The sequence below is a fragment of the candidate division KSB1 bacterium genome, from assembly GCA_034521575.1.
Lineage (GTDB): Bacteria > Zhuqueibacterota > Zhuqueibacteria > Residuimicrobiales > Krinioviventaceae > JAXHMJ01.
The window spans coordinates 1,137,243-1,153,685 of record JAXHMJ010000005.1 but is presented as its reverse complement, the minus strand read 5'-3'; the positions used below and the strand labels follow the sequence as shown (position 1 = coordinate 1,153,685).

General features: G+C 50.2%; 18 protein-coding genes and 1 pseudogene. All 19 read left to right on the top strand.

Annotation, left to right across the window (positions count from 1 at the left end):
* Positions 1–14 precede the first annotated feature (14 nt).
* The 19 genes and pseudogenes from U5R06_18220 (at position 15) to U5R06_18130 (ending at position 16,438) form a co-directional block, all read left to right on the top strand.
* Entirely contained in the window at positions 15–401 is a 387-nt protein-coding gene (locus tag U5R06_18220; GenBank protein ID MDZ7724684.1) for a RidA family protein, read from the top strand.
* The gene (locus U5R06_18215) at positions 398–868 is read left to right on the top strand and encodes a DUF5683 domain-containing protein (GenBank protein MDZ7724683.1); all 471 of its coding nucleotides are present in this window, start codon (positions 398–400) and stop codon (positions 866–868) included. The genes U5R06_18220 and U5R06_18215 overlap by 4 nt, the downstream gene beginning before the upstream one ends.
* 10 nt (positions 869–878) lie before the next feature.
* Positions 879–1,484 (top strand): sodium-dependent transporter, encoded by a 606-nt coding sequence (locus U5R06_18210; protein MDZ7724682.1) that lies wholly within the window; start codon positions 879–881, stop codon positions 1,482–1,484.
* On the top strand, positions 1,438–2,253 hold the full coding sequence (locus U5R06_18205) for a sodium-dependent transporter (protein ID MDZ7724681.1): 816 nt from the start codon (positions 1,438–1,440) through the stop codon (positions 2,251–2,253). Before U5R06_18210 ends, U5R06_18205 begins: the two co-directional genes overlap by 47 nt.
* Positions 2,254–2,262: 9 nt before the next feature.
* Positions 2,263–2,808, top strand: coding sequence for an HDIG domain-containing protein (locus U5R06_18200; protein ID MDZ7724680.1), 546 nt, complete (start codon positions 2,263–2,265; stop codon positions 2,806–2,808).
* Between the two features lies 1 nt (position 2,809).
* Positions 2,810–3,157 carry a hypothetical protein gene (locus U5R06_18195; protein MDZ7724679.1) on the top strand — a complete coding sequence of 116 codons (348 nt, stop codon included), beginning with the start codon at positions 2,810–2,812 and terminating at the stop codon, positions 3,155–3,157.
* Between the two features lies 1 nt (position 3,158).
* Complete coding sequence (purF, locus tag U5R06_18190) at positions 3,159–4,568, top strand: amidophosphoribosyltransferase (GenBank protein MDZ7724678.1); 1,410 nt, start codon at positions 3,159–3,161, stop codon at positions 4,566–4,568.
* Between the two features lie 161 nt (positions 4,569–4,729).
* Positions 4,730–4,774, top strand: a pseudogene (locus U5R06_18185) (hypothetical protein).
* Entirely contained in the window at positions 4,756–4,818 is a 63-nt protein-coding gene (locus U5R06_18180) for a hypothetical protein (protein ID MDZ7724677.1), read from the top strand. Before U5R06_18185 ends, U5R06_18180 begins: the two are co-directional and overlap by 19 nt.
* Positions 4,815–5,990 carry an NAD(P)/FAD-dependent oxidoreductase gene (locus U5R06_18175; protein ID MDZ7724676.1) on the top strand — a complete coding sequence of 392 codons (1,176 nt, stop codon included), beginning with the start codon at positions 4,815–4,817 and terminating at the stop codon, positions 5,988–5,990. Before U5R06_18180 ends, U5R06_18175 begins: the two co-directional genes overlap by 4 nt.
* Before the next feature lie 59 nt (positions 5,991–6,049).
* Entirely contained in the window at positions 6,050–7,528 is a 1,479-nt protein-coding gene (ftsY, locus tag U5R06_18170; protein ID MDZ7724675.1) for a signal recognition particle-docking protein FtsY, read from the top strand.
* A complete protein-coding gene (locus tag U5R06_18165) occupies positions 7,525–8,253 on the top strand; it encodes a radical SAM protein (protein MDZ7724674.1) in 729 nt (242 codons plus the stop codon). The genes ftsY and U5R06_18165 overlap by 4 nt, the downstream gene beginning before the upstream one ends.
* Complete coding sequence (locus U5R06_18160) at positions 8,234–8,800, top strand: radical SAM protein (protein MDZ7724673.1); 567 nt, start codon at positions 8,234–8,236, stop codon at positions 8,798–8,800. Before U5R06_18165 ends, U5R06_18160 begins: the two co-directional genes overlap by 20 nt.
* A 49-nt stretch (positions 8,801–8,849) precedes the next feature.
* The gene (locus U5R06_18155) at positions 8,850–10,127 is read left to right on the top strand and encodes a GWxTD domain-containing protein (GenBank protein ID MDZ7724672.1); all 1,278 of its coding nucleotides are present in this window, start codon (positions 8,850–8,852) and stop codon (positions 10,125–10,127) included.
* 15 nt (positions 10,128–10,142) lie between these two features.
* Complete coding sequence (locus U5R06_18150; GenBank protein MDZ7724671.1) at positions 10,143–11,072, top strand: LD-carboxypeptidase; 930 nt, start codon at positions 10,143–10,145, stop codon at positions 11,070–11,072.
* The gene (gene purN / locus U5R06_18145) at positions 11,069–11,722 is read left to right on the top strand and encodes a phosphoribosylglycinamide formyltransferase (GenBank protein ID MDZ7724670.1); all 654 of its coding nucleotides are present in this window, start codon (positions 11,069–11,071) and stop codon (positions 11,720–11,722) included. The genes U5R06_18150 and purN overlap by 4 nt, the downstream gene beginning before the upstream one ends.
* A gap of 60 nt (positions 11,723–11,782) precedes the next feature.
* Entirely contained in the window at positions 11,783–13,348 is a 1,566-nt protein-coding gene (purH, locus tag U5R06_18140; GenBank protein MDZ7724669.1) for a bifunctional phosphoribosylaminoimidazolecarboxamide formyltransferase/IMP cyclohydrolase, read from the top strand.
* 95 nt (positions 13,349–13,443) lie between these two features.
* Positions 13,444–15,588, top strand: a complete 2,145-nt coding sequence (locus tag U5R06_18135; protein MDZ7724668.1) for a PBP1A family penicillin-binding protein — start codon at positions 13,444–13,446, stop codon at positions 15,586–15,588.
* A 124-nt stretch (positions 15,589–15,712) separates the two neighbouring features.
* Complete coding sequence (locus tag U5R06_18130; protein MDZ7724667.1) at positions 15,713–16,438, top strand: metallophosphoesterase family protein; 726 nt, start codon at positions 15,713–15,715, stop codon at positions 16,436–16,438.
* Positions 16,439–16,443 lie beyond the last annotated feature (5 nt).

The following is a 16,443-nucleotide window of genomic DNA, read 5'->3' as shown; positions in this document are numbered from 1 at the left end:
CAATAGAGTAAAAAATGCAGATCATTCAAACTGACAAAGCGCCGCAAGCCATCGGACCCTACAGTCAGGCGTTGCGGATATCCGCAAAAGATTTCATTTACACCTCTGGTCAACTGGGCCTGAATCCGGATACAGGCGAATTGGTCTCCAGCTCTTCTGCTGATCAATGCCGTCAGGCCCTGAAAAATATTCAGGCTGTGCTGGATGACGCTGGATTGACATTGTTCGATGTGGTAAAAATTACTGTTTTTCTTGTGGATATTGCAGATTTTCAGACCGTGAATGACATATTCATTCAGATGTTTGGAGAGCACAAACCGGCACGATCCGTGGTCCAGGTGGCTGCGCTTCCGAAAAACGGTCGTATTGAGATCGAAGCCATTGCTGCGGTCCGCTCATGATGCGGTATACTCTGGTTTATATCGTTTTGATCACCGCTCTGTGCAGCCCAAGTTCGGCTTTAGAGGCGGACACAGACAGCAGCCGGAGTAAGGATCCCCGGGGAGCCATGCTGCGATCGGCAATTGTTCCCGGATGGGGGCAGTTTTATAACGGCAAATGGCTGAAAGGTACGATTATCGCCGGCGCCCAAGTTGGTTTGATCACCAATGCTGTTGTACTGCATCAGTACATGAAACAGGCTGATTCCGAGAGCGAACGCGATTTTTACTGGGATAACCGCAACCTGTCGCTGTGGTGGCTGGGTGCGTCTGTGTTGTACAGTATGGCGGATGCTTATGTGGATGCACATTTATCCGATTTTGATGCGGGCCCTGAACTGTCTCTGCAGCGCCGGACCGAGCCGTTCGCGTATACCGGAGAACTGAATCATATTTATACTGTAAATGTCATCTTTGAAATAAAATAGAGGCGAGCGAGTGGATCAGGATAATGCGAAACGAGGCGCGTGGGGGTCGAGAATAGCATTTGTATTTGCAGCCGCCGGCTCTGCGATCGGGCTGGGCAATATCTGGCGGTTTCCCTATGTCACCGGCGAAAACGGCGGCGCGGCGTTTGTACTTTTGTACATCGGATTTGTTGTGTTGATCGGACTGCCGGTGATGATTGCTGAATTGTCCCTGGGTCGGGCCACTCAGCTCAATCCGGTGGGAGCCTTTCGCAAAATCGTGCCCAAAGGCCTGTGGAAAGGTGTGGGTATGCTCGGTGTTCTGACCGGCATCGGTATTTTATCCTATTACTCGGTGATTGCCGGGTGGACCGTTGGATATTTTTTTAAAACTTCTGGCCGGCACTTTGCAAAGGCGCTCAGTTCCGAAGAATCAGTGGAACTGTTTACCCAATTCGTCGGAGATCCCGCTTTGAATCTGGCGCTTTTGCTTGTGTTTGTCACTCTGACCTCGATGGTGGTCATGGGAGGTATTTCCGGCGGTATCGAACGCTGGGTCAAGATATTGATGCCTATAACTGCTCATTCTGTTGATTTTACTCACCCTTCGCTCTGTCACTCTGCCCGGCGCCGGTAAAGGGTTGCAGTTTTATCTCAACCCGGATTTTTCACAAATCACTCCGGTTACAGTGGTCATGGCTTTGGGGCAGGCGCTTTTTTCCCTGAGTCTGGGTATGGGGGCTATGATCACCTATGGAAGTTATATATCCAAAACCGATAATTTGATTGTTTCCGCGGGCTGGGTGTGTCTGTTCGACACGGCCATTGCAATTATGGCCGGTTTTCTGATTTTTCCCGCGTTGTTTGCAATGAATATTGATCCGGAGGGCGGCGCCGGACTGGTGTTTGTGGTTTTGCCGACGATTTTCAACGAAATGCCTCTTGGCGGTATTTTCGGCGCCGGATTTTTTCTGCTGCTGAGTGTTGCGGCTCTGACCTCTACGATATCTCTATTCGAAGTTTGTGTCAGCTATCTGGTTGATGAACACAAGTGGAAACGCCGCAAAGCCGCCCTAATTGTCGCGGCGATTACCATTGTTTTCGGAATTCCCTCAGCTATCTCCTTTGGCGGTGTTAACTGGCTGAGCGCCATTCCCGGTATGGGCATGGGATTTCTTGATCTTTTGAATATTCTGCTCGGCAACTATTCCCTGACGCTCGGAGCACTGCTCATTTCCGTGTTCGTTGGATACCGGTGGGGAATACAGGCGGTTCGGTCTGAAATCGAGCAGCATGCCAATATTTTTTATTTCAGACGCGCCTGGACCTTTTTGATCCGGTTTGTCTGTCCGGTTGCTATTTTTTGCATTTTTGTTTATATTGTTGCAACTCATAACTATTTTTAAAGGCTTGTTATGACACGAGATCAGGCATATGCATTGGTAAAACCACGGTTTTCCAATAAAAATCTGTTTAAACATGTATTGGCCGTAGAAGCGGTGATGCGCGAACTGGCCGCTCATTTTGGAGAGGATGTGGAAACATGGGGAGTGGCCGGGCTTTTACATGATATGGATTACGAAGAGACCGCGGATACACCGGAAAAACACACTCTGGTGACCGAAGAACTGCTCAAAGATCAGGATGTGTCGCAGGAGATTATCCATGCAATCAAATGTCACAACCACAAGGCTGAGCGCGAAACTCTGATGGATCAGGCGCTTTACGCTGCAGATCCGGTGACCGGACTGATTGTGGCGGCAACCTTGATGCATCCCGAGAAAAAGCTCGCCTCGGTGACCACTGACTTTGTGATGCGCCGCTATAAAGAAAAAAGTTTTGCTCGCGGCGCCAGTCGGGAACAAATCCAGACGTGTAAAGAATTCGGTTTACCGCTTGACGAATTTCTTTCCATTTCCCTCAACGGAATGCAACAAATCAGTGATGATCTGGGATTGTAAAATGATGCGTGCCGTATTCATCGTGTTGACAGGGTTAACCTTGAATGGTTTCGCATTTGCCGGGTCATCGGATTCTCTCTCGATTCAGCAACACCAGGACCGCTGGTTTGCGCTGGATAAAGCGCATCATTTTACCACAAGCGCTGTGCTGACCGGTCTGGGATACTATGCGGCGCGGCAGGAAGCCGGCTTTGACAACAGGTTCGCAGCCGGTGCGGCGGCGGGTGTTTCGATCTCTCTGGGGATCGGAAAAGAGTGCTATGATCATAAATTCAGCTACAAGGATCTGTTTGCAGATATTCTGGGAATAGCTGCGGGATTATTCATTATAAATGTGACAATGGAGTAATATGAACATAAAATATTCGGCTTTGGACAAGCCTGAATCCAATTGCGGTGTGGTTGCTGCAGTCGGCACGCCGGAAGCATCGTTTCTCACCTATCTGGCGCTCTATGCGCTGCAGCACCGCGGCCAGGAGAGTGCAGGGATTGTCAGTTTTGACCGAAAATACGTGCACAAGCATGTGGGCGAAGGTCTGGTGGCGGATGTGTTTTCTGATCAGTCGGTGCTGGAAGAGCTCGAGGGTGATATGGCCATTGGCCATAACCGCTATTCGACTACCGGCGGCACACATATATTGAATGCTCAACCGCTGCTGGCCAACACCAAGGACGGTCCCATCGCCATCAGTCATAATGGAAATTTTACCAATTCAGGAACTCTGCGCAGACATCTGGTCAATGAAGGCGCAATTTTTCAAACCACGTCAGATACCGAAGTTCTGGCGCATCTGATTGCGCGTGCTCAGGATGAAACCCTGGAAGAGCGGATCGTATCTGCGCTGCGGCAGGTTCGAGGCGCTTTTTCAATTGCCCTGATGGCGAAAAACCGGGTGTTTGTTATGCGGGATGCGAACGGCGTCCGGCCCCTGTGTCTGGGACGCAAAGAAGGAGTCTTTTTCGCTGTATCCGAAACCTGTGCCCTCGATCTGGTGCGCGCCGAGTATTACGGTGATGTTCAGCCGGGTGAGCCGGTTGAAATTTCCAAACATGGATTTAAACATACACCGTTCATTGAATCCAATGGATCTCATAAATGTATTTTTGAATTTATTTATTTTTCCAGACCGGACAGCCGGATTTTCAATGAAAATGTGGACAAAGTGCGGCGCAAACTGGGGAAAAATCTGGCTTTGGAAAGTCCTGCAGATGCGGATATTGTCATATCAGTACCTGACTCGAGCAATACCGCGGCTGTCGGATATTCCAGGCGGTCGGGATTGAAATTTGAACTGGGATTGATACGCAATCACTATATCGGCCGTACGTTTATCAGCCCCAAACAGGATATGCGCGATTTCGGCGTGCGCGTCAAGTTTAATCCGGTGCGCGGGATTTTAAAGGGCCGCCGGGTTGTGGTGGTTGAGGACTCGATAGTCCGGGGTACCACGCTTCGGCAACTGGTCACCTTGCTCCGTCAGGCCGGAGCCAAAGAAGTACATGTACGTGTCAGCTCCCCGCCCATCATTTCTCCCTGTTTTTACGGCATGGATTTTCCCGAAAAGCATCAATTGATCGCCAACAAGATGAGCGTGGATGAAATACGCGATTATATGGGCTGTGACAGTCTGCACTATTTATCCGTAAAAAGTCTGCTGGATTCGGTGCCGTCGGATTGCGGCGGGTATTGTACCGCTTGCTTTACCGGAGAGTATCCGATCCCGGTTGAAAAGACGATCAGTAAACATCAGCATGAATAGAATCAGGCAAAACGAACAGGCTGCTGGCTATTACCAGAAAAACAGCGTGCGATTTTGACCAGGAGACGAGATGAAAAAAGTGATCTGCGAGCATCGTGAATGTGATCTGTGCGGCACCTGCTGTGGCTGTTTGTCCGGTCGACGCAATAGAATTGCCGGAAATGAGTTTGACCATCGATCGGGAAAAGTGTACCCTGTGTCTTCGCTGTATCAAAGTGTGTCCGGTGCGGGCTTTGGAGGTGATCGATGAAAAGTGAATATGATGTGATCGTCATTGGCGCCGGACCGGCAGGCACCACAGCAGCGCGTTTTGCTGCACGCGGTGGAGCGTCGGTGTTGGTTCTGGAAAAAGACCGGGATATAGGCATTCCCGTGCGTTGCGCCGAGGGTGTGAGTGAAAAAGGTTTACTGGAGAGTGTTGACAGAATTCATCCGGATTGGATCGAACAGGTCATCGCCCGGGTGAATTTGTATTCTCCGGCCGGACAAGCGGTTTCCGCAAGTCTTGAAAATGAAAAAGGGTTTATTCTCAACCGCAAGCGTTTCGATTATGATCTGGCGCGCCTAGCTGTGGATGCCGGCGCTGATGTGTTGACGCGCGCTTATGTCTATGGTCTTGTCAAGCCGGACAATGCCGTTACCGGTGTGCGTATGACGCATCTGGGCAAACATGTTGAGATCAAGGCAAAAATCGTCATTGGCGCGGACGGCGTTGAATCACGCGCCGGACGCTGGGCCGGTATCAGCACGCATACCTCCCTGAGCGATATCGAAACCTGTTATCAGGTGACCGCGGCAAATGTGCACGCCCGTGAAGATACGTTGCATATGTATTTTTCAACGCATCTGGCGCCGCAAGGCTATGTCTGGGTATTTCCAAAGGGAGAGGGCGTGGCAAATATCGGTCTGGGTATTTCCGGCACCTTTGCTGCCGAGAAAACACCGCGTGAGTATCTGGTCGAATTTATGCAGGCTTTTTTTCCCGAGGCATCGGTTTTGTCTGCCGTGGCGGGCAGTGTACCCTGCGACCAGACCCTCGACTGCATCACGGCAGATGGTTTTATGCTGGCCGGTGACGCAGCGCATCAGGCCAATCCCATGTCCGGCGGCGGTATCGCCAGCGGCATGCTGGCGGGACAATTCGCGGGACGCGTGGCCGCAAAAGCGGTGGCCGAACAGAATGTCAGTGCAAAACGCCTGAAAGAATATGAAAAACTCTGGCATAAAAAAGAAGGCAGGAATCACAGACTGAGCTACAAGATCAAAAATTATGTCTACAATTTAACAGACGATGAACTTGAAACTATTGCAACCTCTGTTCTCAAAATACCTGAAAATAAACGTACCTTTATTTCTTTGTTTAAAATCGCACTTTTTAAAAAGCCGGGACTGATACTGGACGCGATTAAAGTATTTTCGTAATGCACGAGTGGCTTAACCGGGTTGTATGTTTCTTTTCAATAAACTGAATGGGACCGCAAATGAAATTTGCCCTGTTTCACATCATCAAAGAAGATGAACATCGGTTGAGCGCTGCTAACTTTATTACATTGGCGCGGATCATTTTCCTGCCGTTTATCGTTTATTTTCTGCAGCAGGATACGCCATCCTCCGATTATTACGCGCTGCTGTTTATGTTTCTGGCCGGGGTAACCGATTTTCTTGATGGACGCGTTGCCCGCTATTATAACCAGAAATCCGATCTCGGACGTATCCTGGATCCGGTCATTGACAAATTGAGTGTCGGTATTGTCATGCTGGTTCTCGCCGCAAATAAAAGTTTACCCCTCTGGTATGCTTTGATTGTCATCGGGCGTGATGTTATCCTTCTGGTGACCAGTCTTTTTGTGATCTCTAAAATTCGCCTGATTGCAGAATCGGATACACTGGGCAAATACACGGCCACCTGTCTGGCGCTGGTGATTATCAGTTTTACTATAGGAATTCCGGTTGTCAAATGGATTCTGCTTACAGTCTCGCTTGTGCTGATTCCCGCGACGTTGGTGAGTTACTACCGAACCCATCAGGATGTGGTTCGTAAATTGAAAAAAGGAAGAAACCAATACGTGAGCATTTTTTCAAAATTATCAAAAGGATTATCCAAAACGCGCAGCGGACTGGTTGACGGTATTTCACAATTGGTGGGTGGAGGCCAGCTCGACCAGGATGTGCTTGATGAAATCGAAGAACTCTTATTGCTCAGTGATATGGGAGTGGATACGGCTGAACGCATTATTGATGATTTACGTGACCGTATGAATAAAGTGAGCAAAGAATCTGTGTTTGATGAATTAAAGGCACAGCTCGCAGCTGAACTTGAACAGGCTCCTGCTGATTCGATGACTGAAAAACCCTGTGTGATCAGCATTGTCGGCGTCAATGGGGTGGGTAAAACCACAACCATCGGCAAACTTTCCGCTCTGTTTCAGACGCAGGGAAAAACGGTTCTGATGGCGGCCGCAGATACGTTTCGTGCTGCGGCCATTGATCAGTTAAAGATATGGGCGGAGCGTACCCATTCGGATTTTATCCACAATCAGCCGGGCGGTGATCCCGGCTCTGTTGTTTATGATGCCCTGCAGGCGGCAAAAGCAAGAGGATCAGACATCGTTCTGGTCGATACCGCCGGACGACTGCACACCAAACGCAATTTAATGCAGGAACTTGAAAAGATTCATCGGGTGATGAAAAAAGTCATTCCCGAAGCGCCGCATAAAGTTTATCTTATCCTGGACGCCACCACCGGGCAGAATGGTCTGTCCCAGGCCAAACAGTTTACTCAGATTGTTGATGTGGATGGTGTTATCCTGGCCAAACTGGATGGTACAGCCAAAGGCGGAATCGTGTTTTCCATCCAGCGTGAACTGGGATTGCCGGTTCGCTATGTCGGTGTGGGAGAGCAGGTGGATGATCTGACCGAATTTGATCCGGAAACCTTTGTAGAGGCGTTGCTACAGTGAAAAAACTGGCTTGTATAAATCTGGGATGTCCCAAAAACCAGGTTGACCTTGAAATTATTTTAGGTGGATTAAAGCCGCATGTCCAGATTACACAGGATATCACTCATGCGGATGTGGTGCTCGTCAACACCTGTGCCTTTATCGAACCGGCCAAGCAAGAGTCTATTGATGAAATCCTGAATATCGTTACATTGCAGGGAAACCGCAGCCGTCGCGTTGTGGTCAGCGGGTGTCTGCCGCAGCGTTATAAATCTGAACTCGTCAGAGAACTGCCCGAGGTCGACGCATTTTATTTTTCTATCAATCCCTATCAAACCTTGCGGGAATTAAAGACCGATCTGGCTTTTGGCGACGCGGATTTTATGCGCCACTATTTGACGCCTTCGCATTATGCGTATCTGCAGCTTTCAAACGGTTGCAATAATCGCTGTTCCTATTGCGCTATTCCTCTGATCAAGGGAGACCTTGTAAGCCGGGAACCGCAAGCCGTTTACCGGGAAGCGGGTGAGATGATCAACCGCAATGTCAAGGAACTCATCCTGGTGGCCCAGGATATCACCAGCTATGGCGCGGATCTGAGTGCGGACGTCAGTCTGAGCGATATTCTGCAGACCCTGAATGTCATGGACGGTGTTCACTGGATCCGCCTCTTGTACACCCATCCGGCCCATTGGACCGATCGTTTGATCGATGTGCTCGCTGACAGTGAGCATATTGTGCCCTGATATTGATCTTCCCATCCAGCATATATCTGATCCGATCCTCAAGCGTATGGGACGTTTTGTGACCCGGCGTGATATTACAGACCTGATTCTGAAATTAAGACAACGTATCCCTGATCTGGCATTGCGCACTTCGGTGATCACCGGTTTTCCGGGTGAAACCGAAGACCAGTTCAATGAACTGTTGGAATTTATCCGGCAAACAGAGTTTGAACGCCTTGGTGTTTTTACCTACTCTCATGAAGAAGGCACCCGGGCCTTTCGATGGATGGATTCTGTGCCGGAAGAGGTCAAGCGCGAACGTCAGTCCGAAATTATGCAGCTGCAGTCCGATATTTCACTGGCAAAAAATGAACAACTTGTCGGCAGGACCGTTAAAATATTGGCAGATTCATTTGTTTCCCCGGATATTGTATCAGCGCGAACCGTTTGGGATGCGCCTGAAATTGATAACAGCGTTCTGCTCGGTAACGATGCAGTCCCCGGAATGTTTTATCGAATTAAAATTACCTCAGCTGATGTTTATGATTTAAAAGGAGAGTATGTTTAAATCTCACCCGGAATCAGCTGTCAAAGGTAAATGTAACCCGAGGTTGACTATGAAATTTTTAGTGTTTTTAATATGTCTGTTATTTGTTTCTGTCCTCCGGGGACAGACGGTACTGGAACGCACCCGGGAAAACAGCATGTTTTTTTATGATATCGTCAACAGCAAGCCTCCACAGAATCCGGATAAATCGCGGCTGACTCTGCTGCTGGAAGTGGTATACGATGATTTACAATTTCTAAAGTCGGAAAAAGGCTATACCGCCAGTTATGAAGTGAGCGTCGCCATTAAGAAAAACGGCAATCAGGTGACCGGTGATCTTTGGCAGGAGACCGTGAATGTGGATACCTACGAGCTGACCAACAGCCGCCGAAATGTGTCTTTGACCAATGCCGCTTTTGAAGTTGAACCGGACAAATACGACGTGGAGGTTTACGTACAGGATGAACAGCGCAAAGAACAATACAAGGCTCAGGCTGAGGTCAAATTGCAGGATTTTCCAACGGATCGAATTTCAGCAGGCGGTCTGACATTTACCCGGCATGTCAACCGCAATCCCCGGGGAGGTGTGGAAAGTATCGTACCGGAGGTGACCACCCGGCAAAAAGGTCTGGGGCGCAATACACAGGTTTATTTTGAAATTTACAATCCGAACCGGCTGGATTCCGTGCAGATCGATTATGAGATTAAAGGCGAGCACACGGATATGGAAATAAAGTCAGGATTTCCTTTTTTCCTGTCAGGCGAAAAAGATGTCATTACGTTTCCGCTGACCACTGATACGCTCAAACACGACGCGTACATGCTGACCATCCGTGTGAAAAATGAGGAAAAAAGTTTCAAGCTGGAAAAACCGTTTTATATCCGCTGGCAGGGACTGCCCAGTAACGCACAGGATTTAGAGACAGCTATTCAACAGGCCCGCTACGCCGCAAAGGGTGACGAGTGGAAAAAGCTGAAAAAGGCCAAAGGCGATGAACAGTTGGAAGCGTTTCAGGAGTTTTGGGCTGATAAAGATCCCACCCCCGGTAATGATTACAACGAAACTATGTATAATTTTTACGCAAGGGTGGAAGCGGCCAACCGGCATTTCGGTGTGATGAAACGCGACGGTTGGCGCACTGACCGCGGTATGGTTTTTATCATCCTGGGACCTCCGGATAATATCGTTTCCAATAACTATCCCGCCAATTCCCGGCCCTATCAGGTGTGGCAATATTATTCCATCAACCGCCAGTTTGAATTTTACGACCGGACCGGATTCGGCAATTACGAGATGCTTTATCCGGTTTCCATACATGAGTTGCAGCGCTATGCCGGAAATCAGTGATCAGGTGTTATGGGTATGAAACCGGCTGCATTGCATCCCGGCGACTTGATCGGCATTCTCTCTCCGGCCGGAAGTCTGAGTCCCGGTAAACTGGAGATGCTGCAAGACGGGGTCCGCTATATTGAGCGATGCGGATACCGTGTAAAAACAGGAAAATTTATTCGCTCCCAATACGGCTATCTGGCCGGTACGGATAAACAACGAGCCGCAGATTTAAACCGCATGCTCCTGGACCCGGAGGTTAAAGCTGTGTTTTGCAGCCGCGGCGGATACGGCAGCACACGCCTGCTGAACCAGCTCGAATGGAATCGTATTGCAGCGTTTCCCAAAATTATAATGGGATACAGCGATATTACCGCGTTGCAGCTGGCCTTTTATCAGCGTCTCGGATGGATTACCTTTTCCGGTCCGCTGGTGGCTGTAGAATTGAGCCGTCCTGCTCCGCTGACCGGCCAATCCTTGTGGGCTGTGTTGACCGGTGATGATCCCGGGATATTAGAGTCAGGTGAGGCGCCTGCCGACTGGCCGGATTTTTACGGGTCGGCAGAAGGTCCTCTGTTGGGCGGCTGTCTGTCCGTGATCTCGGCGATGATCGGTACAGCCTATTGTCCCGATTTTGACGGCGCTGTTCTTCTCCTCGAAGATGTGGGAGAAAATCTTTATAAAATTGACCGCTACCTGTCGCAGTTGCGGAATGCCGGTATCCTCGACCGCCTTGCCGGAGTTGTACTGGGTGAGTTTGTTGATCTGATGCCGGATGATCACGATCCGCCTCTCACACTGGCGGATCTGATGCAGCATTATTTGTCATCATTGTCGATTCCGGTGATAACAGGATTTCCCTACGGTCATATTCATGAAAAGTACACTCTGCCCCTCGGGTGCCGGGTGCGTATCGATGCAGATATGAATACTGTGCAGTTTTTGGAGAAAGGCGTGACATGAGCAGCAGACATCCTTTGCGTATTACAGCATTGGGTTCCGGACGGGGATCCAATATTGATTCCGTTTATGATGCAATTCAAAGCGGTCAGCTTGATGCAGAGATCGTCGGGGTCATCAGCAACAATTCGACATGCGGCGTGATGAGCAAAGCCCGCGATCGCGGAATCCAGGCGCTGCATGTGTCCGGTAAAACCTGTCCAAATGCCCGGGAATTTGAACAGCGTATGCTGCAGATTCTGACTGATCTGAACACTGAACTTGTTGTTTTGGCGGGGTATATGAAAAAAGTTCCGACCGCTGTGATCCAAAAATATCAAAACCGGATTCTGAACATTCATCCGGCCCTGCTGCCGGCATTCGGAGGAAAAGGACTTTACGGCCGGCATGTGCATCAGGCGGTTCTGGATTACGGCGCCAAAGTCTCCGGCGCCACCGTGCATCTTGTGGATGTCGAGTACGATACCGGTCCGCCGGTGGTCCAGGAATGCGTTCCGGTGTACAGCGACGATACCCCGGATTCTCTGGCCGCCCGGGTTCTCGAGGTTGAGCATCGAATACTGCCGCGTGCCGTGCGTCTGTTTGCCGAGAAGCGGATCGAAATTGACGGACGCCGGGTTGTGATTCGCGACCAAGTCCGCCTGGTGAGGTAAAGATTTCCATTGGTGTCAATTCAAAATATATGCGATCATTTAAAAAATGAGGATTATATTGTGAGTGATTTGAAAAACGTGAAACGCGTTCTTGTCAGCGTGTATGACAAGACAGGTTTACTGTCCATTGCAAAAACCCTGAATTCTCTCGGAGCTGAACTGCTGTCCACTGGCGGGACCGCAAAACACCTGGAGCAGAACGATATTCCTGTGACCCGGGTTTCCGATGTCACGGGATTCCCCGAAATTTTAAGAGGCCGCGTCAAGACCCTGCATCCGCGCATCCATGGCGGCATTCTGGCAAAACGTACGGACAGCGAACAAATGCGGGAACTAAAGTCGCATGACATTGTTCCTGTTGATATGGTTATTGTCAATCTGTACCCGTTTGAAACGGTGGTTTCGGATCCGGATGTGAGCATGCAGACAGCGCTTGAGAATATCGATATCGGCGGCCCCACCATGGTGCGCGCGGCCGCAAAAAACAATCCGGATGTGGCTGTGGTGACCGATCCGGACCAGTATGAAGCGGTGATTCAAGAGCTGGAAACAAATCAGGGAACCACGCTGCAGCTGCGCCGGAAACTGGCGCTTGCGGCCTTTCAGCGCACGGCACAGTATGATCAGGCGATCTCGGCCTTTTTGGCCAAACAGCAGGGCGCTGTGCAGCGTTTTGGTGAGAATATCACCATTCAGCTGTCAAAGGTGCAGAATTTGCGCTATGGAGAAAATCCGCACCAGGCAGCAGCGTTTTATGCGGATGCCTCTATTGAACCCGCCGGTGTTGTGGCTGCTAAACAGCTGCACGGCAAAGAACTCTCTTATAACAATATCATGGATTTGAATGCCGCGATCAATATGGCGCTGGAATTTGAACAGCCTGCGGTTTCCATTATCAAACACAGCAACCCCTGCGGCGCTGCAGTTCATAAAGACCTGGCGACCGCGTATGACAATGCCCTGAAAACAGACAATGTATCTGCATTCGGGGGGATTGTTGCTGTCAATCGCTCGGTGGAAGCGGATCTGGCAGAGCGCATCTCTCAGATTTTTACCGAAGTGGTTGTAGCGCCGAACTTTTCCCGGGATGCGCTAAATATCCTGACACAGAAAAAGAATATCCGTTTGCTAAAATGGCCTGTGGACAAGCCCGTGAATGTTGGATATGATATCAAAGCAGTGGATGGCGGACTGCTGCTGCAGGATCATGACCGGCTGGTGGAGGATTCGGCCGAGTATAAAGTTGTGACCCGCCGGGAACCGACACAAGACGAATGGGCGGCCATGCAGTTCGGCTGGACGTTGTGCAAGTGGGTCAAGAGCAACGCGGTGATTTATGTGAATGCACATCAGACCCTGGGAATCGGAGCCGGACAGATGTCACGAGTCGATGCCTCACGCCTGGCCGTACGCAAGGCGGGAGATGCCGGACTCGATCTGACAGGGTCTGTGGTGGTTTCAGATGCCTTTTTCCCGTTCCGTGACGGTGTGGATGCCGCCGCAAAAGCCGGAGCCCGTGCTGTCATCGAGCCGGGCGGTTCAATCCGCGATAACGAGGTGATCGAGGCTGCAAATGAACATGATATGACGATGGTATTCACCGGACACCGGCATTTCCGTCATTAGACCATGCACCGGTTTCGACCGGTCTAAACATATTGATTGTTCGGGGCGATACAATATCGCCCCTTTTTGTATAAATTTGAAATTGAGGACAAATAATGAAATGGTTTCAGAACTATCTTTTGTTCAAGATCGCTTTGATTGCGCTCGGCGTCGGTGTTGCCGCTTGCGTCCTTTTGGTGGTCTGGTTGAGCAAAGATATTCCTTCTTTTGAGCAGTTGGAAAATTTTTCACCGGAACTCGCAACACATGTGTATTCTGCTGATGGCAAACTGGTGAAAGAGCTGTTTACTGAGCGGCGTTTTTATACACCCCTGTCTGAAATTCCGGAACATATGCTGGATGCGGTTCTGGCCATTGAGGACTATGGGTTTTATGATCACTGGGGTGTGGATCCGGAACGTCTGATGTTTGTGACCTTTCGTTATATGACATCCGGCAGCAAACAGCAGGGCGCCAGTACGCTGACCCAGCAGCTGGCACGCCGGCTTTATTTGACGCCGAAAAAGACCGTCACCCGGAAATTAAAAGAGATCCTGACATCCATTCAATTGGAACGGACGTATACCAAGACTGAGATTCTGGAAATGTATATGAACCAGATGCAGTTCGGATATTCGACTTATGGTGTAGAATCAGCCGCGCGTTATTTTTTTAAAAAATCTGTCCATGATTTGACCCTCGAACAAAGTGCGCTCCTGGCCGGCATGCTTCAGCGCCCGGGTGCTCTGAATCCCTATACGAACTATGACGGAGCCTTGGATCGCCGTAACCTGGTGCTGGACCGTATGCTGGAAGAAGGAGAGATCACACAACAGCAGTACGATGATGCGATTCAAACAGAATTGAATGTGGCCGCAAAATCGGATACTCTCAACCCGGACCGTGCACCTTATTTTGTCGAACATGTCCGGCGCAAGCTGTATGATGAGTACGGTTATGATATTTACAGAACCGGGTTAAAGGTTCAAACCACGCTGGATACCCGGCTGCAGGCCTGTGCCAATCGTGCTATAGCGGAACAACTGCCCAAACTGCAGGAACGTGTTGAACGCGATATGCGCCAGCGCAAGAATTTTAAAGAACTGGTGCCGCCCAGCATACTGCAATCCCGAACCCTGGAACAATTGATGGCGGATACCGCGTTTGTGGATTCTCTCATAGACGAAAAGTGCCGGGTGCAGGTGGCTTTTGTGGCGCTGGAACCCTCTACCGGGCATGTCCTGGCTATGGTAGGCGGACGCGACTTTGAAGAAAGCGAATATAACCGTGTCACCCAGGCGAGACGCCAGCCGGGTTCTGTGTTTAAACCCATTGTCTACACCGCAGCTATTGATAACGGTTATATGCCCTATTATCAAAAACTCAATCAGCCGGTGGTGGCCGAAATGCCGGACGGCAGCCGCTGGACACCGGCCAATTATGACCTGTCTGTGGGCAATGAAACCACCCTGCGCGAAGGTCTGCGGCGTTCTCTGAATCTGATTTCCGTCCGCTTGGTCCAGGAAGATATTCCGCCGCATACGGTTATTGAATATGCGCGTAACATGGGCATCACAACCCCGCTGCAGCAAGTCGACGCCATCGCACTCGGTGCAATCGGGGTCATCCCCATCGAGATTATAACGGCGTTCGGTGTGTTCCCGAATATGGGCGTGCGGGTGGAACCCAATGCGATGACAGAGATTTACGACAAGTACGATAATCTGCTGCAGACGATCAGTCCCCAGAGCCGGGGGGTGTTAAGGCCGGAAACGGCTTATATCATGTCCGACATGCTGCAGACCGTAGCCAGCCGCGGCACCGGCGCCATGTCCCGGTCGGTGTATAATTTCTACAGACCGGCCGGCGGTAAGACAGGCACCACCAATGACTTTACAGACGCCTGGTATGTGACCTTTACACCTCAGATCGTTGCCGGTACATGGGTCGGGCTGGATGATCCGGCCCTGTCATTGGGAAACCGTCAATCCGGTGCAGTGGCAGCGCTGCCCATTACTGCAAGTTTTATGAAAGCAGCGCATGACACGCTTGATCTTCCGGTGGAGTGGCTGGAGCGCCCGGACGGTGTCGTGGATGTTTCGATTTGTCTGGAAACGCAAAAGATCGCCACCCCTTACTGTCCGAATGTGGCGGATGAGATTTGTGATGTCAGATACCTGCCGCAGGATACCTGCCAGGTGCATACGGGTGAACAGAAATCCATGCAGAACAACCGGAGCAAACGCCGTATTCGCTATTAAGGCCGGGCCCGGCTTGGCGATGAATTTTTCTGGTGTAATGTTTGCAGCGATTATGATAGTCGCTATGGTCAGGTGGCTGCGAACTGTTGTCGAGGAACATGCACGCTAAAAGGTTGATGATGTCATGAAATATGCATTGATTTCCGACATACACGGCAATCTGGCGGCTTTGGATCGTGTTTTGCAGTTTTTGGACTCTTGCGAATACGATAAACTGGTCTGTTTGGGAGATATTGTCGGATACGGTCCGGATCCGAATGCGTGTTGTGAACGCATTAGAGAAAAGGCGGATATTGTTCTGCTGGGTAATCATGACCAGGCGGCGATCGGACGGATGGATATTTCCTATTTTAATCGATACGCCCGTCAGGCCATAGCGTGGACCGGCCTGCGGCTGCAGTCGGAATGCAGGAGTTTTCTGGCTGACGGACTCGTTCAGGCTGAAATCGACGATGCTTTGTGTGTGCATGCCTCGCCGTTTGAGCCTGAGAACTGGCATTATGTCATGAGCCGGATCGATGCCCTGCAGGCATTTCAAGCGTTTTCTCAACACACATGTTTTGTCGGCCATTCCCATGCCCCCATGATCGCAGTCGAGGCGAATGATACAATCGTCCTGCAAGCCGGCGAGTCTCTTGATCTGCATCCTGATAACCGCTATATCATCAATGTGGGCAGTGTGGGACAGCCGCGGGATACAAATCCCAAAGCCTGTGTGGGCTTTTATGATTCGTCTGACCAAACGTATAAACTAATTCGTCTGAAATATGACATAGCCGAAACTCAGGAAAAAATGCGGGAACAAAAATTGCCTCAATTTTTGATCGAACGTTTGGCGGTTGGACGTTGAGACCG

Excerpts from the sequence above, each read along its gene's own strand:
- U5R06_18155 (MDZ7724672.1), top strand. The coding sequence starts at position 8,850 with ATGAAATTTTTAGTGTTTTTAATATGTCTGTTATTTGTTTCTGTCCTC.
- purF (MDZ7724678.1), top strand. The coding sequence starts at position 3,159 with ATGAACATAAAATATTCGGCTTTGGACAAGCCTGAATCCAATTGCGGT.
- U5R06_18215 (MDZ7724683.1), top strand. The coding sequence starts at position 398 with ATGATGCGGTATACTCTGGTTTATATCGTTTTGATCACCGCTCTGTGC.
- ftsY (MDZ7724675.1), top strand. The coding sequence starts at position 6,050 with ATGAAATTTGCCCTGTTTCACATCATCAAAGAAGATGAACATCGGTTG.
- U5R06_18135 (MDZ7724668.1), top strand. The coding sequence starts at position 13,444 with ATGAAATGGTTTCAGAACTATCTTTTGTTCAAGATCGCTTTGATTGCG.
- U5R06_18175 (MDZ7724676.1), top strand. The coding sequence starts at position 4,815 with ATGAAAAGTGAATATGATGTGATCGTCATTGGCGCCGGACCGGCAGGC.
- U5R06_18220 (MDZ7724684.1), top strand. The coding sequence starts at position 15 with ATGCAGATCATTCAAACTGACAAAGCGCCGCAAGCCATCGGACCCTAC.
- U5R06_18150 (MDZ7724671.1), top strand. The coding sequence starts at position 10,143 with ATGAAACCGGCTGCATTGCATCCCGGCGACTTGATCGGCATTCTCTCT.
- U5R06_18130 (MDZ7724667.1), top strand. The coding sequence starts at position 15,713 with ATGAAATATGCATTGATTTCCGACATACACGGCAATCTGGCGGCTTTG.
- U5R06_18195 (MDZ7724679.1), top strand. The coding sequence starts at position 2,810 with ATGATGCGTGCCGTATTCATCGTGTTGACAGGGTTAACCTTGAATGGT.
- U5R06_18200 (MDZ7724680.1), top strand. The coding sequence starts at position 2,263 with ATGACACGAGATCAGGCATATGCATTGGTAAAACCACGGTTTTCCAAT.
- purN (MDZ7724670.1), top strand. The coding sequence starts at position 11,069 with ATGAGCAGCAGACATCCTTTGCGTATTACAGCATTGGGTTCCGGACGG.